The organism is Desulfovibrio sp. SGI.230 (assembly GCF_050313065.1).
Lineage (GTDB): Bacteria > Desulfobacterota > Desulfovibrionia > Desulfovibrionales > Desulfovibrionaceae > Desulfovibrio.
The window spans coordinates 1-21,160 of record NZ_JBNPKS010000001.1; the positions used below are offsets into that span (position 1 = coordinate 1).

The following is a 21,160-nucleotide window of genomic DNA, read 5'->3' on the forward strand; positions in this document are numbered from 1 at the left end:
GTCCCCACTCCGCCGGGGATTTTTTGTTTTGGAGACGGCCGCTCATAGCACCTTGAAATATTGTAGATCTTTCGAGATGGTCTGTCAGATCTTCTCATAAGGAGAGGAGTGCTTACCGGGATAGGGGGTGGGAGCCTGGAATTTTTCTCGGAAGGGATGTGAGAGACACCCAGTCCATAAGACAATAGTTCCAGTATCGATAAAATCCCCTGCGTACCTTCTGCTTACGCAGCGCAGGTTACTAAGCGATCAAGGTTTAAGCCCATAAGAAAGACGTTCTTCATATAATTATGTAAACTTTGAGATCTTATATGCGCTGATATGGCAGGCTCTTCGTTGCGGCAATGTGGAAGTTGTTTCTCCTGTTCATTGAGTTTAGCTGCAGCAGGCAGTGAAATTTCTTAAGAATATGCTGATAATATGATTTCAAAAGAAAATCTGGCTGTAAAAAAAGAGGCCTCTGCATCATGCAGAGGCCTCGTCACTATATTTTTGTCCTCGGAAGAATCCCTAATTAACGGGCAGCTTCCATCCAGCGCCGCAACACGGAAACCGGATGCAGACAATCCTTGCCGGAACCGTGCTTGATCTGGACACGGCAGGTGCCGCATTCCGAAGCGGCTACGGGAGCCGGACTTTTGCGTACGGCATCAAAGAGGGCGGAGCCCACCTGCATGCCGATGGGATACTTTTCCTTTTTGAAACCATAGCTGCCTGAGATCCCGCAGCATCCGGCATCGGCATTGCTGACATGCATGCCGGGCAGAGAGCGGAGCAGGTCGAGGCCGGGCAGGCCGTTGCCCTGGGCACGCAGATGGCAGGGGGCGTGATAGATGAGCTCGGAAGGAACCACGGAACTGTCCACAGTTTTTTCGGGCAGACGCAGTTCTCCCTTATCCACGCAATCCAGCAGGAAAGCCTGAGCATCCAGCAGGGTAGTGGAGACGCCATCGATCATCAGGTCGGGATAGTATTCCGGCAGATCGGAGGAGAACATCAACGCGCAGCTGGGGCAACCGGTGATGACCGGGATGCCTTCCTTGCGCCAGCGTTGCAGTTCCGCGATATTCTTTTTGGCATTGGCGCGAGCGTCATCCCAGAATCCGTTGGCGACCATGGGCAGACCGCAGCAGACGAATTCCTCGGGAACGATGACATGGTAGCCAGCCTGGTTCAGCACCCACACAAGGTCGAGCCCGGTCTGCGGATCATAGACATCCAGATAACAACCGGGGAAGAGGACGACATACTTGTTGGTATGGGGCTGCCAGATTTTTTTCAGCTGCTGCCGGAAACTTTTTTCGGCAAAAGCCGGCATGGGAGCTTTGGCGGAGATGCCCAGCTTGTCCAGCGCAAAGCGGGTCACGGGATTGAGCATGCCGAAGTTCTTCAGCTTGGCAGGCACGTAGCGCAGCAGCTTGGCCATAAGCTCGCCGTGCCCAAGGATCCAGTCCCGCAGGGGCGGACGCTTTTTGCGGCACTGCTCGGCACGGGCCATCATGTTCAGGCTGGAGATCGGGACGCCCTGGGGGCAGGCGATGTCGCAGTTTTTGCAGTTGGCGCAATAGTGCAGGGATTCTTCTTCGGCAAGACCCAGCAGGCGGAAGCGCTCATAGGCGGGACCGATCATGCGGGGGCCAAGGAAGTTCGTGGTGGCCTGGGCCACCGGGCACTGTACCACACAGGTGGTGCAGGCGATACAGGCATCAGGATTGGGATGTTTGAGAGCCATCATGCACCTGCCTTACACACATTGGGCGGCATACCAGGCCGTGGCAAGGGCCACGCCGTTACCGCTTTTTTCAGTAGCGAAATCATAGCCGCCCAGCGAGCGGCCCACAAAACGGACATTGTCCAGCAGTACCGAGCCTTCCTCAGAACAGGGACGCAGCTGTGCATCGACGCGGACGCGCAGGGTAGCGAAGGCATGGCGGGCAAAGACGTTTTCTTCCGACCAGTCAGAAGGATCGGCGGAAGGCATCTCGCCATTTTCCAGACAGAGCGGCAGCTGGAAGATGCTTTCCTGCATCTTGCCGGGCTCCGCTTCGAATCCGTCGCCCATGAAACCACCGGTAGCCACGATGATCTGATCAGCAGCATAAACGTGTTCGTGGTCGAGACCGGAGGTGATCACACCGCGGCAATGCCCGTCCGCGACGTCGGCACGGATCACCGTCGTATTTTCCAGCAGCGTGACATCCAGCTCGCGCAGGGCATTCAGCAGACAGGTGCGCAAACGCAGACCACTGACTCCCGGAGGGATGGAAAGCATTTCCACCACCGGGCAATCCAGCAGCTCCACCAGTTTTTTCCAAAGGAAGTTGCGCACGCCGCACACAGGCGGCAGCAGGATGAGGTCCTGTCGGCCGCAGGCTTTTTTCAGGGCATCGGCCAGCCAGAAGACCCCTTCGGGACGGTCCACATAGCGGGCCAGATCCAGAGCCGTGATATTGCGGTGCGTTTTGCCCAAGGGCGAGGGCAGAACGACTTCGGTGAACTCGATGCTCCTGAGAGCAGGATAACGGCGGAACTGCTTGATGATCAGATTGGGCTGGCAGTCGCGCAGACCCTCGATGGTGACCACGGCAACTCGTTTGGCCTTCAGCAGCAGATCGCCATCGGCGCTGGCCGGGCACAGGCCGCTCGGCTTAAGGGTGCCCATGATACTGGGGACCAGGCGATTGTTCTCTTTCATGGGCAGCAGGGACAGGCCCTGAGCGGCACAGATTTCTTCCAGGAAAGAGCAGGCTTCGGCCACACGATCACGTCCCAGCAGGCGATAGGGATGGGCCTCGGGCAAGGATTCGATGGCATCCAGCGGATGGCCGGAAACAGCCTGGCCGTTGACATAGCCCAAGACGTCCACGCAACCGCTACCGATGGCCAGCGCTCCCACGCCCCGGGAAAGGACAGTGACCTTGCGGCCGCGCCGGGCAGCGGCAAGGGCCGCCACAAGGCCGGACATGCCGGCGCCGATAACCAGGACGTCGCTATTTCTCTTGTTCATTGCCGGCTCCATCCAGATTGAGGGTGGCCGCATAGATGGCACGCCCCAGTTCGATTTCTTTCAGCTGCTTGCCCCACAGGGCCGGGCGCAGACCACGCCAGCGTTCCTGCAGGAATTGGGAGACGTCTTCCGTGGGGGAGAAGGCCAGGGGAACATTGCGCTCGGTCAAAGCGCCGATGGCGCGCAGGGAGCAGAACGTGCCCTGGCAGGTACCCATGCCCAGACGAGTGCGCAGGCGGACATCATGCAGGGAGTGGGTGGCAGGGTCGCGGGCCACATATTCCACTTCAGCCATGCTGACCATCTCGCATTCGCACAGCAGTTCGTTGTCCTTTTCGGATGCGGCCTTTTCCACTACATCGGCAAACGTGCTGCCCAGACGGTCGGCAGCAAGGACGGCGCCATTGAGCGGGAAGACCTTGGCGGCTTTTTGCATCAGCTCGGGGGAGGGATCCTCCATGATGGGTTCTTCCGCCGTACGGCACGGCTCGTTATTGCCGAGATAGCGGCAGACCAGATCGCTCATCCGTTCCGCCATCAGGCGGTAGGTGGTCAGCTTGCCGCCGAAGATGCTGGCCATGCCTTCCAGGCCGTCCTGCTTGTGGTCCACGATGTGGAAATTGCGGCTGGCGGCACGGCCCACGGCATTGTTGGGGGTGTAGAGCGGGCGCGTACCGGCAAAGGCACGCAGGATGCGGTACGAGCGCAGATCGGGGAACAGGGGCTCGCCGATATCCAGCAGACGCAAAACGTCCTCGGTCGTGGGCGTATTGTTGTCCGGGCGGTCGGTAGGCGTCGACGTGGTTCCCAGGATGGTGATGGAACCGTGCGGGACGAAGATGTCACCGTCGGAGCTTTTGTGCAGGCGGTTGACCACGCGCGACGTGAAGCGGTGGTTGAAGACAATCAGCGTCCCGCGGTCGGGCGACACGCTGACATCCAGGCCGGCCAGCTGGGCGATCTGTCCGGACCAGGAACCGGCGGCATTGACCACGTATTCACAGGCGATGTCCAGTTCTTCGCCGGTGATGCGGTTGCGGGCCGTGACGCCCGTGACCTTACCGTTGCTCTGCTTGATGGCGATGACTTCGTGGTAGGTGAGGATGTCACCGCCGTAGCGCCGGGCACACAGGGCATTGTGCCAGACCAGACGGAAGCCGTCGACGCAGGAGTCCGGCACGCGGTAAACAGAACAGATATTGGGAGCCAGATTGGGCTCCAGCCGCCGTGCTTCGGCCACATCGATGCGCTCGGCGGAGATGCCCGCACGGGCACAGGCTTCGACCCAGCCGGGTTCGAAGGCCGGGTCGTCCAGTTTGGTACGGACGAAAAAGCCTTCGGTCTCTTCCACACATTGCTTGCCGATGCGGCGCAGGATCATGTTTTCTTCGATGCATTCCCGGGCGGATTCGCTGTCACTGACAGCGTACCGGGCGCCGCTGTGCAGCAGGCCGTGGAAGCGGGAGCTCGTGCCGTGGGCCAGCCCCCCCTGTTCCAGCAGCAGGGCGGGCACGCCGCGCATGCTCAGGTCGCGCAGAATGCCGATACCTGTCGCACCACCGCCAATGATGATCACTGTGGTTTCTTTCACGCTGTCCTCCGCTCACAGGAGCGACAATTATAGCTTTGGAATCTTCGTTTGCGAAAGTTATACGGGGAAGTCGTCCCTTTCCTCTACTTACAGGACATTGTTGTGTCAAGATGGGCAAGAGGCGTGAAAAACGCCGCTTGCAGCAGGCCATCGGCCTGTGTAGAATCCCGGCACGGCGGCGGGTGCCGGACGGGGGCGCCACAGTTTTGCCGTCATTTTTTTCATTTTTGAAACTTGGGGGACACGGCATGCGGCTTCCTGACAAACGTTGCATCGTTCTGGACATGGATGGTACCATCTATATGGGGGACAATCCCATCGAGGGGGCCGTGGCCTTTGTGCAGCGGCACTGGGAAGATGTGGACTTCTTCTTCCTGAGCAACAATACCTCCAAGGCACCGGAGACCTACATCAAAAAGCTGAACGGCATGGGTATCCCCGCCCGCAGGGAGCAGCTGCTCTCGCCGGTGACGCCGCTGGTCGCTTTTTTGAAGGCGGAAGGCATCCATACGGCGTATGTGGTCGGCAACCGGGATTTCGTTTCCGACCTGCGCCAGCGCATGCCCGAACTGAAGCAGCAGGAAGAAGGCGCACAGGCTGTCATCCTGGCCTATGATACGGAACTGACCTATGAAAAACTGTCACGTTCCGCGTTGCTGCTGCAAAAGGATGATGTGCGCTTCCTGGCCACGCATCCGGATCTGGTCTGCCCCTCCCCGGAAGGCCCCCTGCCGGACGTGGGCAGCTTTCTGGCCCTGTACGCCACCGCCACAGGCAGGAGACCGGAGCGCATCTTCGGCAAGCCGGATGCGACCCTGCTTTCCGGCCTGCTGCAGCGTTATGCGCCGGAAAACATGCTGATGGTGGGCGACAGGCTGTCCACCGACAAGTTGCTGGCCGAGAACGCCGGCATCGATTTCCTGCTGGTCCTGAGCGGAGAAGCCCGGCGTTCCGACCTTCCCGGACTGGAGCGCCAGCCGACCCTGGTGCTGGATCACCTGGGACTGCTTGACCAGTAGGCCGCAAGAGGCAATAGTAATAAAAACGTCCGGCAGCTTTTTTCGTAGTCGCAACCCCCGGTATGCCTATGGCCCATACTTCTTTCTTTTTCGATCTTGACGGCACCATCACCGATTCCAAGCAGGGCATCATCAATTCCGTCCTGTATTCTTTGAACCATTTCGGGATCAGGGCCAGTGCAGACAGCCTGCTCTTCTTCATCGGTCCGCCGCTCAAGCAGTCCTTTGCCCGCTATTTTCCGGGAGACAGCGCCCGTGTCGCACTGGCGGTGGAAAAATACCGCGAGTACTTCCGGCGGCAGGGGATGTTTGAAAATCAGGTCTATCCCGGGGTGCCCCAGATGCTGGAGCGTCTGATCGAGCAGGGACACCGCATCCATCTGGCCACATCGAAGCCGGAGGTGTTCGCCCGTCAGATTCTGGATCATTTCCAGTTGAGCCGATACTTTTCCTTTGTGGCCGGTGCCGAGCTGAACGGGGCCCGCAACGACAAAGTCGATGTGCTGCGTTATGCCCTTCAGGAAACGGGCGCGGATGTGTCCCATTCGCTGATGGTGGGGGACAGGTTCCATGACGTGGTCGGCGGTCATGCCGTAGGCATGAAGACCGTGGGCGTGCTGTACGGGTACGGGAGCCGTCAGGAACTGGAGTCCGTCCATGCTGACTATATCTGCCAGAGCATGACGGATCTGCAGACGACTTTGCTGGCCCTGGGGGCCGAGATGCGCCACTAGGCGGGACGCTGTCCTAAGTGGATGAAAAAAGGCCGCTGCCCCTGTGACAGGCATCAGTTTACGAAGAGGAGATTTTCCGCGGTAAAGGCCTGTTACGAGCATTCGCATGAGAAAGAAAAAGCCCGGTATCACAGGATACCGGGCTTTTTTATCGTATGGGGCGTATTGCCGACGGCTGGCCGGGGCCGGTCAGCAGGCAGGCAGGAGCGGGGCTAGTTGATATCCCAGTCCAGGCCGAAGGTGTCGTGCAGGATGCGCACGGCCAGTTCCACGTACTTTTCCTGGATCAGGATGGTGATCTTGATCTCGGAGGTGCTGATCATCAGGATGTTGATGCCTTCCTGGGTCAGGGCGGAGAAAGCACGGGCGGCCACGCCGGAGTGGTTGCGCATGCCGACACCGATGGCGGAGACCTTGGCCACATTGACGTCGGAGACCACGTCGGTGGCGCCGGTGCGTTCCTTCACTTCTTCCATGATGGCCAGGGTCTGCTTGAGATCCTTGCGGGAGATGGTGAAGGTCATGTCGGTATGGCCGTCAAGGCTGGTGTTCTGGACGATCATGTCCACCAGCACGCCCTTTTCGGAAAGGGGGCCGAAGATGGCGGCGGCCACGCCGGGCACGTCGGGAAGGTCGTGCAGGGTCACACGAGCCTGGTCCTTATCATAGGCAATGCCGGAAACAAGAACAGCTTCCATGCTGGAGTCCTCCTGGGTAACGAGCGTGCCGGGGTCGTCGGAAAAAGTGGAGCGGACGCGCACAGGCACTTTGTACTTCTTGGCAAATTCCACGGAACGGATGTGCAGCACCTTGGCGCCCATGCTGGCCATTTCCAGCATTTCTTCATAGGCGACACGATCCATCTTGCGGGCGCTGGAGCAGATGTTGGGGTCGGTGGTATAGACGCCGTCCACATCCGTGTAGATCTCGCATTCCACCGAACCCAGGGCGGCAGCCAGGGCAACGGCCGAGGTGTCGGAACCGCCGCGGCCCAGGGTGGTGATGCGCTGGGACTCCGTGCACCCCTGGAAACCGGCGACCACCAGCACGTCGTATTCATCCAGATAGCTGCGCAGGCGCTGGCTGTCGATGGATTCGATACGCGCATTGCCGTGGTCGTCATCGGTAATGATGGGGATCTGCCATGCCAGCAGGGAACGGGCGCGGATGCCCGCGTCTTTGAGCAGCATGGTGAAGAGCGCGATGGAGACCTGTTCCCCGGTGGAGACCAGAGAATCACATTCCGCCGGGTCCGGAGTGGAGGACCACTCGGAGGCCAGGGCCAGCAGACGGTTGGTCTCGCCCGAACGGGCGGAAAGCACGACCACCATCTTGTAGCCCTTGTTCAACCCGGCCTGCACTTTTTCGCGCACTTTCTTCATGCACTCCAGGTTTGCCACTGAAGTGCCACCGAATTTTTGAACTAAGATTTTCATGCCAGATTCCATTGATGCACCTGTCTCACGAAAAAAGGGGCAGATCCGTCCGGGAGCCGTGCCGTCCGGATGTGGTCCAGGCTGTATGCAGCTCCTGAGCCAGAGCCTGAGACGCCTGCCCATGCGCCATTACCGTCAGGAATCGTCCCTTTTCGCATGACTCCAGCCGGATGTCCAGAAATTCCTTGGGAAGGGCCGCTTCGGGGATATACTGGGCCCATTCCACGATGCAGATGCCTGCATCGGCGTCCAGCGCGTCCCAGACTTCGTCGGGAAGGGAGGCCGGGCAACGGTAGAGGTCGCAGTGCAGGACAGGCGGGCAGGTGGGATAATTGTTGCAGATGGTGAAGGACGGACTGGAGATCTCGGCCTGGTCGCCACCCGGCAGGGCCGCGACCAGGGAGCGCGTCAGGGTCGTTTTGCCGCTGCCCAGATCTCCTTGCAAAAGCAGGGCGCGCACCTGGGGGGCGTTTTGCATCATGCCGGCCAGCAAGGTGCCGAGGCGGGCGGTATCGTCCAGGGATTCGAGCACAAAGGTAAAGGCATCCATAGCGGGGGTATCCGGTTAAAGTGTCATGGCCTGGGGCAGGGCATCGGCCAGTTCGCCGGCCACATTGCCCCGGTGGGGATGGGTACGGGCCAGTATCCGGCCGGCAGCGGCATGCAGCGCCACTGCCAGACAGGCGGCCTGATGGGCCGCCCGGGGGCTTTCCTGCAAGCGAGCCAGCAGGGCCGCGGTACAACCGGCAAGCACGTCGCCGGAACCGCCCATGGCCAGCTGGGGGACATCCAGGGGGCTGAGGCCTGTGGGGCAGTCCCGCTGGCCGACCAGCGTCCCTGCGCCTTTGAGGACGACAGCTGCGGGGATGGCTGCGCAAAGGGCCTTCAGGGCCGCCATCCTGTCCTGCTGGACAGCACTGCCCGGGCAGTGGAGCAGGGCGGCGGCCTCGCCGGGGTGCGGCGTCAGGATGTCTCCGGGGCCAAGGGCCGCCAGCAGGGCGGGATCCCCTGCCAGCAGCATCAGGGCATCGGCATCGAATACACAGGCCGGGCGTTCAGGTTCTTTCAGCAGGGCTGCCAGAAACGCATGGCTGTCTTCTCCGCGTCCCATACCGGGGCCGATGACCAGGGCCCGGCACTGGTGGAGGCGTTGCCGCAGGTCGTCCGGGAGCTGGGCGGGCCAATCCCTGTTTCCGGGATCGCCCAGGGGCAGCGTCATGATCTCGGGCCAGCCCATGCGCACCTGATCTTCACCGGCTGCGGGCATGGCTGCCGTGACCAGGCCGGCACCGCTACGCAGCGCCCCCCGGGCGGCCAGATGTCCGGCACCGCACATGCCGGGGCGTCCTCCCATGACGAGGATATGCCCGTAGGTGTTCTTGTAGCTCGCGGCCGTCATGGCAGGCAGCAGGGTCAGGGCATGGCCGTCCAGAAGGCGGAAAGAGCAGGGGCCTTCTTTCCGGACTTTGGCAGGCATGGCGATGGGGCCCACATGGCATTCCCCGGTATAAGGACGGGCCCACGGCAGCATCAGGCCGGGCTTGGCGGCGGCAAAGCTGACCGTCATGTCCGCTTTGACAGCCTCGGGACAGGGCAGGCCGCTGGTGGCATCCAGGCCCGACGGTACGTCCAGGGACAGGATCAGCGGCCGGGGAGAAAGTTCGTTCACGAAGGAGACCAGACGTCGGGCGTCGTCGCGCAGCTGGCCGGAAAAACCCGTGCCCAGCAGCCCGTCCACCAGGATGTCGGGATGAGGGAGGTGCGTCTCCGTCAGCGCGGCCACCGGAAGGAAGGGGACGCCACATGTCAGGGCCGTCCGGAGATGATATGCCGTTTCGTTCCGGTAATGCTCCAACGGCCGGGTATGGAAAACATGCGGGCAGGCTCCGGCATCAAGCAGATAACGGGCAAGGCAGGCGGCATCGCCGCCATTGTTGCCGCTGCCCATGAGCAGCCAGACCTGCTTCCCCGCAAGCCGGGGGCACAGGGCGCTCAGCTGGCGGAACGCCGCGGCCGCGGCATTTTCCATCAGGATCTCCGGCAGGATGCCCAGTTCCATGGCCTGCCTGTCCCACTGCTGCATCTCGTGCGGCAGGGGCAGCGGCGGCAGTGCGGACCACCATTCCCCGTTCATCGTCAGGCCTCCAGTACGACAACCGCGGCTGCCGTGGTTCGTTCATGCGTGATGGATACATGGATATGGCGCACGCCCAGCTGCCGGGCACGCTCCAGGGCCGGGCCGGTAAAGCGCAACTCCGGTTTGCCCGTCGGCGTGGGCAGGATCTCGATGTGCCGTGGGCCGATCCCCAGGCTGAAGCCGCAGCCCAGCGCCTTGACGGCGGCTTCCTTGGCAGCCCAGCGTCCGGCCACGAAGGCGGGCCGCAGCTCCGGGCAGGCATCCTGTTCGGCAGGTGCCAGGATCCTGGCTGCGAAACGTGCCCCATGGCGTTGCAGGGCCCGTTCCATACGCCCGATATCGGTCAGGTCCATCCCCAGTCCCACCAGCATGTCCGCCCCCGGAGTTGAAGCTCAGGAAAAAAAACGCTATACTGCGCACTCAATCGATTTGTTTTGACGTTATCACTGTCGGGCGTCAAGAGCGCCCCAAGGGAGAAAACATATGAAATTGTGTATCGTCGGCACCGGCTATGTGGGTCTGGTGAGTGCTGCCTGCTTCGCTGAAATGGGCAACTCCGTGACCTGCATCGATGTCAACAAGGATGTTGTGGCCCGCCTGAATGCCGGCTCCGTGCATATTTTCGAGCCCGGCCTGGAACCCATGGTGCGCCGCAGCCATGCCGATGGCCGCCTGAAGTTCACCACCAGCCTGGCGGAAGGTCTGGTTGGCGCTGATTGCGCCTTCATCTGCGTGGGTACCCCTCCCGGAGAAGACGGTTCCTGCGACCTGCACTACGTGGAGCAGGTGGCCCGCGAGATCGGTCGTACCATGGAAAACGACCTCATCGTGGTGGACAAGTCTACGGTGCCGGTGGGCACTGCCGACCGTGTGCGCGCCATCATCACCGAAGAACTGGCTGCCCGCGGCAAGAATTTCGACTTCGAGGTGGTCTCCAACCCCGAGTTCCTGAAGGAAGGCGACGCCATCTCCGACTTCATGAAGCCTGACCGCGTGGTCATCGGCACCTCGTCGGACAAGGCCGCCGCCACCATGCGCGAACTGTACGCGCCCTTTGCCCGCACCCGTGACAAACTGATCGTCATGGGCATCCGCAGCGCTGAAATGACCAAATACGCCGCCAACTGCATGCTGGCCACCAAGATCTCCTTCATCAACGAGATCGCCACCATCTGCGAGCGTGTGGGCGCCGACGTGCGCGACGTGCGCAACGGCATCGGTTCTGACAGCCGCATCGGCTACCAGTTCATCTATCCCGGCGTTGGTTACGGCGGCTCCTGCTTCCCCAAGGACGTGAAGGCCCTGATCCATACGGCCGAAGCCGCCGGTATGGAGCCCAAGCTGCTCAATGCCGTGGAAGCCGTGAACGCCCGCCAGAAGCTGCACATGGCCGAGCGCATCAAGGAATACTTTGCGCCGCAGGGTGGTGTGAAGGGCAAGACCCTGGCCCTGTGGGGCCTGGCTTTCAAGGCCAACACCGACGACATGCGTGAAGCCGCTGCCATCAACATCATCAACGCCCTGACCGAAGCCGGCATGAAGGTGCGGGCTTTCGACCCCGTGGCGGCCGATAACGCCCGCCGTATCTTCCAGGACAACCCCCTGGTGGAGATCGTGGACGACCAGTACGGCGTGTGCGATGGTGCCCAGGCTCTGCTGGTGGTGACGGAATGGAACCAGTTCCGCAATCCCGACTTCGACCGCATCAAGTCCCTGCTGACCGCGCCGCTGCTCTTTGACGGCCGTAACCTCTACTCGCCCGCCGCCATGGGCAGCCGTGGTTTCGCCTACTTCTGCATCGGCCGCCGTCCCGACTAGGCAACGAACCGACCCAAGACCAGAGGAGGGCCTGTCCTGTAAAGGGCAGGCCCTTTTTATATGTGCAGAGGCGGCTTGCGGAAAGCTGACTGCGTTGAAAGCCTGCAAAGGGTTGGGCGGGATGCCATGCTTATGGAGTGTCGAACAAACGGCAGGATCTTTGGCTGGTACGGGAAAGACGGTCTCTTTCTCTCTATGAGAAGTATCCCCTGAGGGCGAGCCATAAAAAATCCCCGGCAGTTTCCTGCCGGGGATCTGTTTTTTAGCGGGGAGGGAAAGGACTAGTTCTTGCGGATGGAGCGGGAGACGAAATCCAGGGTCTCGTCATAGAGCTCCGGCAGGGCATAGGGGGTCAGCACGCGGGTACGGTTGGCCCCCACCATCAGGGAGATGATGACCTGCGCCGTGGCCTTGCTGTCCACATTGACGATGCTGCCGTCGCGGATGCCGCGCTGGATCTGCTCTTCCAGTTCACGATGCACCTGGGCGAACATGGAATCCATCTGTTCCCTGTCCGTCTTGGTCTTCATATCGCTGTACGGGGAGCAGCGCACCAGCACCAGCCAGTTGGAGTCCTTGTCCACAGAGAAGTCCAGATAGGCCTTGCAGAAGTGCATGACGGCATCATAGCCGCAGGCCGCATCGGCCGTGGCCTGGCGCAGCTTGACCAGAAAATGTTCCAGCACATCGAGTCCCGAGGCCAGAAACAGTTTTTCCTTGTTGCCATAGTGATGCGTCAGCAGTCCAAGGGCCACACCAGCCCGGTCGGAAATCTTCTTGAAGGTGGTTTCCACATAGCCACATTCACCAAAAAGTTCCTTGGCGGCCTGGAGCAGGGCTTCTTTTTTATTTTTTGCAGTCATGGTCATTGCGGGGGTTAAGCGTCTTTTTCACAATCGGCCAGAACTGTTTACTCGCTCAATGAAGGCAAGTCAATGCATGGCGCCTATCCTTTACGCGTCCGACGGAAGGAGTTCTGGGCATAATCGCCCAACCTTTCCAGACGGCGGTCCACCATATCGTAGAGGCTGCCGGGCGTGAACGTATCGTCCTTGCGGCGACGTCCCACGGGCAGCTCCGTGAGCAGGGTCAGGGCCTCTTCGATACTGCGGACGGCATAGATGGCGAACTGTCCCTTTTCCACGGCCTGGAGCACATCCGGGGAGAGCATCAGGTGATCCACATTGTCGTGGGGGATGATGACCCCCTGACTGCCCGTGAGACCATGCCGTGCGCAGACCTTGAAGAAACCTTCGATCTTCCGCGTCACGCCGCCCACGGCCATGATCTGCCCGGAATGGCTGACCGCGCCCGTGAAGGCCAGGTCGAGCCGCACGGGCACATCGGCAAGGGCGGAGAGCAGGGCCACCAGCTCCGCACCGGAAGCGGAGTCGCCTTCGATACCGGCATAGCTTTGTTCGAAATAGAGCGACCCGGCCAGAACAAGAGGTTTCTTGCGGGCAAAGAGATTGGTCAGGTAGCTCTTGAGGATCATCATGGCCTTGGTATGGATGGGGCCGCCCAGTTCGGCTTCCCGCTCCAGGTCGATGATGCCTTCATGGCCGACGCCCACGGTACAGGAGATGCGGTGGGGCAGGCCGAATTCAAAATCACCGTAGCCGGTGACCGACAGGCCGTTGACCTGACCGATGGCACTGCCTGAAGTACAGACCTTGATCATCTCGCGGTCGTACTCTTCCATGAAGATCTCTTCCACAAGATTGGCCCGGTAGGTGCGCGCCGCATAGGAACGCTCCATGATATCACCGGTGACGATCTCGGCGCCTTCCATGCCTGCCAGGGCGTCCCCCTCGATCATCTGTTCGCGCAGCAGCGGGAACTTGAGCGACAGGCGGCGCTGGTCCTCGCACAGATGCGAGCCCAGATCCACCAGCCAGGCCAGGGCCGTGCGGTCGAAGGGCCGCAGGCCGGATTCTTCCGCGATGCGGGCGATGACCGACAGATAGAAACGGACGCCGGCGGCATTGCGGTCCATGCGTTCGGCCATCTGGGCCTTGATGCGGAACAGCTTGGCGAAGCGGTCCTCATTGAGGACCAGGGCTTCGTACAGGTCTTCCGTACCGATAAGCACGACCTTGAGGTCCAGCTTCAGGGGCTCGGGGTTGATGCCCTTGGTGCGGATGGCGGCATCCGGGGTCTCCGCGCCGTCTTCGATGCGCAGGGAATTGGCCCGCAGGGCCCGCAGCAGACCTTCCCAGGCATTGGGATGCTGCAGCAGGTCTTCCGCCCGCAGGACGAGGAAGCCCCCGTTGGCCTTGTGCAGGCTCCCGGCCCGCACAAGGGTGAAATCCGTCACCAGAGCGCCCAGCTCGGATTCCCGCTCGATACAGCCCAGCAGGTTGGACGCGGTGGGATGGTCTTCCACCACGATGGGGGCGCCGCTGAGCTGGCTGTTGTCCACGAAGACATTGACGTCATAGCGGTACAGCGGATCGCCCTGCGGCGGCAGGGGCGCATGGGGGACATCCGGGCCGGACTGGCTGGCCTCCCGGGGCAGGAAGGCTTCGGTGTTCTTCAGGATGTCCGCGCGCAGGCTGACAAAGTACTGTTCCAGGGCCTCGCTCTGGCAGGCTTTGAGCAGTTTTTTCTGGGCCGGGAGCAGCAGGGCGTCCAGCACCTGGGCCATGACGGTCTGTTCCAGGTTGCGCTCGTCGTCATGGAAGCTTTCCTCGGCCTTGCTCAACTGGCGCATGAAGCTGGCCATGCTCTGGACCAGGGTCTCCCCGCGCCGCTTGAGGGTCATGCGCAGGCTGTCGTCCAGATGCTCGAACTCTTCCTCGCTCAGCCGTTTGCCCTTGACCAGCGGATACAGGGTCAGGCTGCCGCCTTCGTCCATGTCGAGATGGAAGCCCTTGTGCTGGGCCACGGAGGTCATCTTGCTCAGCAGGCCGCTGCGGATCTTCTGGAAGCTGTCCACCAGCCGGGCACGCTGCTTGACGAAGGGCGCGGCTTCGAAGCGGCGGGGCAGTTCATGCAGGATGGCATCCACGGTGGAGGTCACGCACTGCTTGAACTTTTTGCCCTGACCGGCAGGCAGGGAAAGCAGACGCGGCCGGTCGGGGTCATCGAAGTTGTGGACATAGACCAGATCCGGCGGCGTCGGCCGTTTGCGGGCCTGCGGGCCAAGATAGGAGAGCAGGGTATAGCTGCGCCCCAGATTGGCATCGCCGGAGACATAGACATTGTAGCCACAGGCCCTGATGTTCAGGGCCATGTCCAGAGCCTGCATGGCGCGAGGCTGGAAAGCGTTGCGGCTGCCCGCCCCGTTGCGGGGCAAGGGGATCTCCCGGCTGTCCTGCCAGGGGATGCGTTCGGGATCGAACGTCGCGTGCAGTCGCGATGTGGGCAGAGGAAGGATCTTGGGCATCATTACTACCGGTTTTCAGCATACAGGCGGTCAAGGATGTCCTTGCCGCCCTTGTCCAGAAGATGACGGGCCAGGGCAAAGCCCGTTTCGCGTGCCGTGGCGGCCGTACCTTCCTGCTGTTCGCGCAGGATGACGCTGCCGTCCACTTCGGCCACCAGGCCGTCCAGGATGAAGCGGTCGTCGTCCAGCATCTCCGCATGACCGGCGATGGGCACCTGACAGCCGCCGTCCAGACCGGCCAGGAAACCGCGCTCGGCTTCCACGCAGATGCGGGTGGGGCGGTGTTCCATGCGGGACAGCAGTTCCAGCACTTCACTGTCATCACCACGGCATTCGATGCCCAGGGCACCCTGACCCACGGCGGGCACGAAGGAGGCCGCCTCGAAATGGTGCATGCGGTCCGCGGAAAGACCCAGACGCTTGAGCCCGGCGGAGGCCAGCACGATGGCGTCGTATTCGCCTTCCTTCATCTTGCGCAGGCGGGTATCCACATTGCCGCGCAGGGAAAGGATCTCCAGGTCGGGACGCAGATTGAGCAGCTGGGCCTGGCGGCGCAGGCTGCTGGTGCCCACGCGGGCCCCCCGGGGCAGTTCGTCCAGAGAGGCGTAGCGGTTGGAGAGCAGGCAGTCCACGCAGATCTCACGCTGGGGCACGCAGCCCAGGACGAGGCCCTCGGGCAGGACCATGGGCACGTCCTTGATGCTGTGCACGGCCAGGTCGGCGGAACCGTCCAGCAGGGCTTCCTCGATCTCCTTGACGAACAGGCCCTTGCCGCCCACCTTGGACAGAGGGACATCCAGGATGATGTCGCCGCGGGTCTTGATGACGCGCAGGCTGATGTTCAGGCCCGGTTCCAGGGACTCCAGGCAGGCTTTGACGTGTTCGGCCTGCCAGAGGGCCAGCTGACTGCCGCGGGTGGCGATGACGAGATTTTTGCGCATGGCGTCTCCTAGTGGCCGCAGGTGGCGCAGTTACCGCCGGAGCAGCCGGCGCAGCCGCCGGAAGAGGCGGGCATGGAAGGAGCGAAGGAGTCATCGCCGCCGTTGCCGCCGCTGCAGTGAGCGCAGCGGGACATCAGCTTGCGGGTCTCGGCCGCGCCGCAATGGGGGCAGGCGGGCAGGTCATCGCCAAAGACAAGTTCCTCAAAATCCTTGCCGCATTTGGTGCAAGTGTATTCGTAGATGGGCATGGTCGTATAACCTCTTACTGCGGATCGACGGCCTGGATCGCCGTCACGTTTTCGAAAAGATAGTAATCCACCAGCCTGCAGACAAGATGGCCGGCGGCAAAAAGCAGTTCATGGACAAGGGAGGCAGGGGCCCCGGAAGCATCCGGGACATCGATCACGAGCCCGGGCAGGGACAGACCCGCGACAGGACGCCCGCAAAGAGTGATGCAGGACATGCCGGTCTCCTGCGCCAGTGCCAGCACGGGCCCCATGGTCGTCTGTGCTGTGTCGGGGAGGAATGTCAGGAGCGCATCCCCGGGCCGGGCCAGGGCCTCGAGCTGCCGCAGGGCCGCTCTGTCCGCCGTCTGGTACCCCGGGCTCCCGGCCGGCAGCAAGATGGCCGGCAGCGCCGGCCGGTCGAGATCGAGCCGGTCAAGCAGGGCCTTGGCTGCGGCACGGGCACAAATACCGGCGGCCCCTTCGCCCAGGACGAGCACCTTGCCGTCATGGATAAGGCAGCGGGCCATGTGCAGGGCCGCCTTCTGCAAAAGGGGCGTTCTTTCCTGGAAAAAGACCTCGCGCAGGCGGGCGCCTGTCCGGCTGTATGTCGTTATGATGTCCTGCGCTGTCTGCATGGTGTCGTCCTGATGGCCTGCGGCCGTACCATTTTTAAGACAAAGCAACTGCCCTGACAAGATAAAAAGCCTCTTCCCACTTGCACTGCGCGCGCCTATAACGTAGAGAAAAAGGATGCAAAGCAAAGCCCGCCATATTCTCGTGGTCCGCAAGGCCAACAGTGACCGTGCGGCACGTCTCGAAGCTGAAATAGGTGCCTGGCTGCGCGCCAGGGGACACTCTGTCACGGCCATCAGCGGAGGGTTTGACGATCCCGCCTATGCTCTTCCCGATCTGGATTTTGCCGTTGTCCTGGGAGGGGACGGCACCATGCTGGGTGTGGCCCGTCGGGTGGCAGGCCGGGGCATCCCCCTGCTGGGCATCAATTTCGGCCGGGTCGGCTTCTTGGCCGACATCCAGCCGGAGCAGTGGGAGAAGGGCCTTGCCGATTCCCTGGCAGGCATCACTCCCGAGCGTACCTGTATGGCCCTGCAATGGAAAGTCGTACGCAATGAAAGCACGCTCGCCAAGGGCGTGGCCGTCAATGACGTCGTCCTCAGCCGGGCGGCCCTCTCGCGGCTCGTCAACATGGACATCGGCGTGGACGGGCAGGAGATGTGCCGTCTGCGCAGTGACGGCGTGATCATCTCCACCCCCATCGGCAGTTCGGGCTACAGCGTCTCCGCCGGAGGCCCGCTGCTGTACCCGAGCCTCAACTGCATGGTGTTCACGCCCATCTGTCCTTTCCTGAATACCATCCCCCCCATGGTCTTTCCCCATAAGACCCGCTTCTGTATCGACCTGCTGCCCGGTACCACCGAGACCTACATCACGGTGGACGGTCAGGAAGGCCTGCTGCTCCAGGTGGGGGACCGGGTGGAGGTGACGGGGCTGGAAGACGCCGTCTGCTTTGTGGGCAAGGAAATGCCGTTTTTTGAACGCTTGCGGACGCGCGGCTTCGTGACGGATATGGCATCGGGCGCCAAACACAAGTGAGGCCCGCATGAATGGGAACGCGCCGCGCCGCATGGCTGATGTCCGGCTGGGAAAAGATGCCTGCTTCGACGCATGGCTGTACAATCTGTTCATCGACAACAACCTTGTCCATGACCTCAATCCGCACATCGTTGCCAGTCCTGAACAGCTGAAATTCATGGTGGCCGGCGGCCCCGGCAGCGTGTATCTTCCCTGTTCGGACGCCATGTTCGCCTTGCTGTGCGAGCCGACCATGCCCCGACGGCTGCAAAAAGAGTACAATCGCGCTTGGCGCATCCTCGTGCGCCTTGTGCGGTCCCTCGTGACGGACAGGATGCAGCGCCGGGCGCTGCTGCTGTTCTGTCGTTACCGCTTCCGCAGTGCGGTTGCCCAGCATACGCTTTTGCCGCCGCGTCTCATCAAGCGCATGACCAACATCGTCCTGGCCCAGGGGCTGGGCGATGGCGATCCCTGGCGGCAGCGCCGCCATGCGCTCAATATCCTGCAGCGCGAGATCCTGCGCTCGGAGAGCGTGCGTACCGCCCTTGAAGGCATGCCGGTAGCCCCGCTGCCGGATACGCTCGAGGCGGCCCGGGCCCGGCTGGATGCCTGCAGCCTGGTCCGTCATTTGTTCCTTTCCGCCTATACGCTGGAGCTGGAGACCGCCGTCCCCGACAGGATATTTTTGGAAGAAGAGTTCCACCGCGCGGAGCAGAAGGCTGCGGAGCTGGAAAGCTATCTGGATGAACTGGCCTCCCGGCCGCGGACCATCCTGTATCTGTGTGATGCCGACGGCGGGGTGGTCTTCGATCTGGCGGTGGTGCGCAAGCTGTTGCGCATGCAGCATCGTGTCATTTTTGCCGTCAAGGACGGTTTCTTCTTCTATGCGCCCACCTTGGATGACGTGGAAGAAGATCCTGTCCTGCGTGAGGAGCTGAAGCAGGACTATATCGTTCGTGACGCCCACCTGAGCAAGAACCAGCTGCTGCGCCATCTGCGCGAGCACCGTCTGCTGGTCATCAGCGACGGGACGCGTGAGCGGCTCAACCTGTACCGGGTCTCCATCAGTTTTTCCCGTGCCTGGAAGGAAGCGGACCTTATCCTGGCCAAGGGCTGGCGTTCGGCCGACATGCTGCTGGGCACCAGCTGCGAGTTCACCCGCGATATCCTTTGCTACTGGCATGACGGCGCGGACATGCATCTGGCCCTGCGCCGGCATGCGCCCGGGGTAAAAAAATTGACCGAGCAGGACGTGGCGGCCCATGCGGACGGCATCATCGCCCGCATGCGCGAGGCCCGCATGAACGGCCGTACGGTCATGTTCTACAGCTGCATCATCGGCAGCATCCCCGGCGAGACCCAGACCGCCATCTCACTGGCGCGGACCTTTGTGGGCGATCTGCGCAAACGCCTGGACAACGTCCTGATCGTCAATCCTGCCGAGCATTTCGTGGAGGGCATGGACGGGGACGACCTCATGTTCATGTGGGAGCGCGTGCAGCGGAGCGGCTTCATCGACGTCTGGCGTTTCCAGACGTTTGCTGATATCGAAGAAAGCTTCCGGCTCATGGGACGCAAGGTCCCGCCCATCTGGTCCGGCAAGGACGCCACTTTTTCTACCGGCTGCACCCAGGAGATGCGCATAGCCCTGGACGTGCAGCGGCAAAACAGGGAAATGCAGATCATCGGGCCCGATCCGGCCCGCTTTACACGGCGTGGCGAGTACGGCGTCGGCAAATATTTCGACGCGACCATCAGCCGTTCCTAACATCTGGTTCACGGAGTTTTTCATGCCTGCATATGAAGCCGTCATCGGCTTGGAAGTCCACGTACAACTGGCTACGGCCACCAAACTTTTCTGCTCCTGCCCCACCAGTTTCGGGCAGGCTCCCAACAGCAATGTCTGCGAAGTCTGCGGCGGCATGCCCGGTGCCCTGCCCATGCTCAACCGGCAGGCCGTGCACTATGCCTGTCTGGTGGGCCTTGCCACCAACTGCAGTATCCACCGCAATTCCATTTTCGCCCGCAAAAACTATTTTTATCCCGACCTGCCGTCCGGCTACCAGATCTCGCAGTTCGACCTGCCCATCTGCGAGCATGGCCATCTGACGGTCACGGTGGACGGTGCCGAAAAGCGCATCGGCATCACGCGAATCCACATGGAGAACGACGCGGGCAAGAACATCCACGCCCAGGGCGAGAACGTCAGCTATGTGGACCTCAACCGCGCCGGGACGCCGCTGGTGGAGATCGTTTCCGAGCCGGACATGCGTTCTTCCGCCGAGGCCGTGGCCTACCTCAAGGCCCTGTACGGCATCGTGACCTATCTGGGCGTCTGCGACGGCAACATGGAGGAGGGCAGCTTCCGCTGTGATGCCAACGTCTCCATCCGTCCTGTAGGCAGCACGACCTTCGGCACCCGTACCGAGCTCAAGAACCTGAACTCGTTCCGCAATGTGCAGCGAGCCATCGATTACGAGATCGCCCGCCAGCAGGATGCCCTGGCGGACGGGGAAGAGATCGTGCAGGAGACCCGCCTGTACGATGCCACCAAGAACATCACGGCTTCCATGCGCGGCAAGGAAGAAGCGCACGACTACCGTTACTTCCCTGATCCCGACCTGCTGCCCGTGACCATCACCGATGAGGAGTTCAGCCGCTGGCAGCAGGAACTGCCCGAGCTGCCTGCCGCCCGCATGCAGCGCTTCATCGCCATGACGGGCCTGCCCGAACCCGAGGCGGAAGTGCTGGTGCAGAGCCGTGCCATGGCCGATTTCTTTGAGGCTGCGGCGGCCAAAGCCGATGCCCGCAAGGTGGCCAACTTCATCCTCGGCCCGCTGCTGCGCGAGCTCAACGCCCGCTCCCTGCATGTGCAGGATTGTGCCATGACGCCCGAAGCTCTGGCCGAGCTGGTCAGCATCGTGGACAAGGGCCTCATCAGCGCCAAGATCGCCAATGACATCTTTGCCGACCTGATGGAAAACGGCGCCATGCCCGAAGCCTACGTCAAGGAAAAGGGCCTGGTGCAGATCTCCGACAGCTCTGCGCTGGAAGCGGCCGTGGACAAGGTGCTGGCCGACAATCCCGCCGAAGTGGAGGCTTTCCGTGGCGGCAAGACCAAGCTCATCAGCTTCTTTGTGGGCCAGGTCATGCGCGCGACCCGCGGCAAGGCCAACCCCGCGCTGGTCAATGAGCTGCTGGCCAAAAAGCTGGCTGGCTAGTCCGGAAACATAAAAAGCTGCAAGGGGGGCGCCTGGGGTGCCCCCTTATTT

Annotated in this window: 18 protein-coding genes; 6 read left to right on the forward strand and 12 right to left on the reverse strand. The window is 61.8% G+C overall.

What is annotated here, in order from left to right; genetic code table 11:
• Positions 1-514: 514 nt before the first annotated feature.
• Genes ACQRAG_RS00005 through glpA form a run of 3 tightly spaced genes read right to left on the reverse strand, consistent with a single transcriptional unit; the run spans position 515 to position 4,598 of the window.
• Positions 515-1,735: an anaerobic glycerol-3-phosphate dehydrogenase subunit C gene (locus ACQRAG_RS00005; RefSeq protein ID WP_240937741.1), complete on the reverse strand. Its 1,221-nt coding sequence runs from the start codon at positions 1,733-1,735 to the stop codon at positions 515-517.
• Between the two features lie 9 nt (positions 1,736-1,744).
• Positions 1,745-3,007 (reverse strand): anaerobic glycerol-3-phosphate dehydrogenase subunit GlpB, encoded by a 1,263-nt coding sequence (gene glpB / locus ACQRAG_RS00010; RefSeq protein WP_304025532.1) that lies wholly within the window; start codon positions 3,005-3,007, stop codon positions 1,745-1,747.
• Positions 2,991-4,598 (reverse strand): anaerobic glycerol-3-phosphate dehydrogenase subunit GlpA, encoded by a 1,608-nt coding sequence (gene glpA, locus ACQRAG_RS00015; protein ID WP_297139802.1) that lies wholly within the window; start codon positions 4,596-4,598, stop codon positions 2,991-2,993. The genes glpB and glpA overlap by 17 nt, the downstream gene beginning before the upstream one ends.
• A gap of 248 nt (positions 4,599-4,846) precedes the next feature.
• Between glpA and ACQRAG_RS00020 the strand changes: the two genes are divergently transcribed.
• Together ACQRAG_RS00020 and ACQRAG_RS00025 are read left to right on the forward strand one after the other, a co-directional pair.
• A complete protein-coding gene (locus ACQRAG_RS00020; protein ID WP_040369319.1) occupies positions 4,847-5,617 on the forward strand; it encodes an HAD-IIA family hydrolase in 771 nt (256 codons plus the stop codon).
• 68 nt (positions 5,618-5,685) lie between these two features.
• Positions 5,686-6,351, forward strand: coding sequence for an HAD family hydrolase (locus ACQRAG_RS00025; protein WP_168936347.1), 666 nt, complete (start codon positions 5,686-5,688; stop codon positions 6,349-6,351).
• 212 nt (positions 6,352-6,563) lie between these two features.
• On the opposite strand, the gene ACQRAG_RS00030 is transcribed toward ACQRAG_RS00025, so the two are convergent.
• The 4 genes from ACQRAG_RS00030 to ACQRAG_RS00045 are packed head-to-tail and all read right to left on the reverse strand — an operon-like array spanning position 6,564 to position 10,295.
• On the reverse strand, positions 6,564-7,787 hold the full coding sequence (locus ACQRAG_RS00030; protein ID WP_006006022.1) for an aspartate kinase: 1,224 nt from the start codon (positions 7,785-7,787) through the stop codon (positions 6,564-6,566).
• A gap of 25 nt (positions 7,788-7,812) precedes the next feature.
• Positions 7,813-8,337 (reverse strand): tRNA (adenosine(37)-N6)-threonylcarbamoyltransferase complex ATPase subunit type 1 TsaE, encoded by a 525-nt coding sequence (gene tsaE / locus ACQRAG_RS00035; RefSeq protein WP_168936345.1) that lies wholly within the window; start codon positions 8,335-8,337, stop codon positions 7,813-7,815.
• A 15-nt stretch (positions 8,338-8,352) separates the two neighbouring features.
• Positions 8,353-9,921, reverse strand: a complete 1,569-nt coding sequence (locus tag ACQRAG_RS00040; protein WP_427803678.1) for an NAD(P)H-hydrate dehydratase — start codon at positions 9,919-9,921, stop codon at positions 8,353-8,355.
• 2 nt (positions 9,922-9,923) lie between these two features.
• Positions 9,924-10,295, reverse strand: a complete 372-nt coding sequence (locus ACQRAG_RS00045) for a holo-[acyl-carrier-protein] synthase (protein WP_204626513.1) — start codon at positions 10,293-10,295, stop codon at positions 9,924-9,926.
• A gap of 112 nt (positions 10,296-10,407) precedes the next feature.
• Between ACQRAG_RS00045 and ACQRAG_RS00050 the strand changes: the two genes are divergently transcribed.
• On the forward strand, positions 10,408-11,742 hold the full coding sequence (locus tag ACQRAG_RS00050; protein WP_168936342.1) for a UDP-glucose dehydrogenase family protein: 1,335 nt from the start codon (positions 10,408-10,410) through the stop codon (positions 11,740-11,742).
• 281 nt (positions 11,743-12,023) lie between these two features.
• Here the strand turns inward: ACQRAG_RS00050 and ACQRAG_RS00055 are convergent, their stop codons facing one another.
• The 5 genes from ACQRAG_RS00055 to ACQRAG_RS00075 form a co-directional block, all read right to left on the reverse strand.
• On the reverse strand, positions 12,024-12,611 hold the full coding sequence (locus tag ACQRAG_RS00055) for a TetR/AcrR family transcriptional regulator (RefSeq protein ID WP_006006010.1): 588 nt from the start codon (positions 12,609-12,611) through the stop codon (positions 12,024-12,026).
• Positions 12,612-12,688: 77 nt separating this feature from the next.
• Entirely contained in the window at positions 12,689-15,130 is a 2,442-nt protein-coding gene (locus ACQRAG_RS00060; RefSeq protein ID WP_427803679.1) for a Lon protease family protein, read from the reverse strand.
• A 5-nt stretch (positions 15,131-15,135) separates the two neighbouring features.
• Positions 15,136-16,071: a hydroxymethylbilane synthase gene (gene hemC / locus ACQRAG_RS00065; protein ID WP_297160456.1), complete on the reverse strand. Its 936-nt coding sequence runs from the start codon at positions 16,069-16,071 to the stop codon at positions 15,136-15,138.
• A gap of 8 nt (positions 16,072-16,079) precedes the next feature.
• Complete coding sequence (locus ACQRAG_RS00070; protein WP_006006004.1) at positions 16,080-16,319, reverse strand: FmdB family zinc ribbon protein; 240 nt, start codon at positions 16,317-16,319, stop codon at positions 16,080-16,082.
• A gap of 14 nt (positions 16,320-16,333) precedes the next feature.
• Positions 16,334-16,933: an SIS domain-containing protein gene (locus tag ACQRAG_RS00075; protein WP_427803680.1), complete on the reverse strand. Its 600-nt coding sequence runs from the start codon at positions 16,931-16,933 to the stop codon at positions 16,334-16,336.
• A 115-nt stretch (positions 16,934-17,048) separates the two neighbouring features.
• On the opposite strand from ACQRAG_RS00075, the gene ACQRAG_RS00080 reads away from it, so the two are divergent.
• From ACQRAG_RS00080 to gatB, 3 genes are read left to right on the forward strand one after another with little or no spacing between them, the layout of a single operon-like run.
• On the forward strand, positions 17,049-17,909 hold the full coding sequence (locus tag ACQRAG_RS00080; protein ID WP_204625628.1) for an NAD(+)/NADH kinase: 861 nt from the start codon (positions 17,049-17,051) through the stop codon (positions 17,907-17,909).
• Between the two features lie 7 nt (positions 17,910-17,916).
• Positions 17,917-19,656, forward strand: a complete 1,740-nt coding sequence (locus ACQRAG_RS00085) for an ARMT1-like domain-containing protein (protein WP_303877468.1) — start codon at positions 17,917-17,919, stop codon at positions 19,654-19,656.
• 22 nt (positions 19,657-19,678) lie between these two features.
• Positions 19,679-21,109: an Asp-tRNA(Asn)/Glu-tRNA(Gln) amidotransferase subunit GatB gene (gene gatB / locus ACQRAG_RS00090; RefSeq protein WP_006005996.1), complete on the forward strand. Its 1,431-nt coding sequence runs from the start codon at positions 19,679-19,681 to the stop codon at positions 21,107-21,109.
• The last annotated feature ends 51 nt before the right edge of the window (positions 21,110-21,160 follow it).

Excerpts from the sequence above, each read along its gene's own strand:
- ACQRAG_RS00005 (WP_240937741.1), bottom strand. The coding sequence starts at position 1,735 with ATGATGGCTCTCAAACATCCCAATCCTGATGCCTGTATCGCCTGCACC.
- glpB (WP_304025532.1), bottom strand. The coding sequence starts at position 3,007 with ATGAACAAGAGAAATAGCGACGTCCTGGTTATCGGCGCCGGCATGTCC.
- ACQRAG_RS00020 (WP_040369319.1), top strand. The coding sequence starts at position 4,847 with ATGCGGCTTCCTGACAAACGTTGCATCGTTCTGGACATGGATGGTACC.
- ACQRAG_RS00025 (WP_168936347.1), top strand. The coding sequence starts at position 5,686 with ATGGCCCATACTTCTTTCTTTTTCGATCTTGACGGCACCATCACCGAT.
- ACQRAG_RS00030 (WP_006006022.1), bottom strand. The coding sequence starts at position 7,787 with ATGAAAATCTTAGTTCAAAAATTCGGTGGCACTTCAGTGGCAAACCTG.
- tsaE (WP_168936345.1), bottom strand. The coding sequence starts at position 8,337 with ATGGATGCCTTTACCTTTGTGCTCGAATCCCTGGACGATACCGCCCGC.
- ACQRAG_RS00040 (WP_427803678.1), bottom strand. The coding sequence starts at position 9,921 with ATGAACGGGGAATGGTGGTCCGCACTGCCGCCGCTGCCCCTGCCGCAC.
- ACQRAG_RS00045 (WP_204626513.1), bottom strand. The coding sequence starts at position 10,295 with ATGCTGGTGGGACTGGGGATGGACCTGACCGATATCGGGCGTATGGAA.
- ACQRAG_RS00050 (WP_168936342.1), top strand. The coding sequence starts at position 10,408 with ATGAAATTGTGTATCGTCGGCACCGGCTATGTGGGTCTGGTGAGTGCT.
- ACQRAG_RS00055 (WP_006006010.1), bottom strand. The coding sequence starts at position 12,611 with ATGACCATGACTGCAAAAAATAAAAAAGAAGCCCTGCTCCAGGCCGCC.
- ACQRAG_RS00060 (WP_427803679.1), bottom strand. The coding sequence starts at position 15,130 with ATGCCCAAGATCCTTCCTCTGCCCACATCGCGACTGCACGCGACGTTC.
- hemC (WP_297160456.1), bottom strand. The coding sequence starts at position 16,071 with ATGCGCAAAAATCTCGTCATCGCCACCCGCGGCAGTCAGCTGGCCCTC.
- ACQRAG_RS00070 (WP_006006004.1), bottom strand. The coding sequence starts at position 16,319 with ATGCCCATCTACGAATACACTTGCACCAAATGCGGCAAGGATTTTGAG.
- ACQRAG_RS00075 (WP_427803680.1), bottom strand. The coding sequence starts at position 16,933 with ATGCAGACAGCGCAGGACATCATAACGACATACAGCCGGACAGGCGCC.
- ACQRAG_RS00080 (WP_204625628.1), top strand. The coding sequence starts at position 17,049 with ATGCAAAGCAAAGCCCGCCATATTCTCGTGGTCCGCAAGGCCAACAGT.
- ACQRAG_RS00085 (WP_303877468.1), top strand. The coding sequence starts at position 17,917 with ATGAATGGGAACGCGCCGCGCCGCATGGCTGATGTCCGGCTGGGAAAA.
- gatB (WP_006005996.1), top strand. The coding sequence starts at position 19,679 with ATGCCTGCATATGAAGCCGTCATCGGCTTGGAAGTCCACGTACAACTG.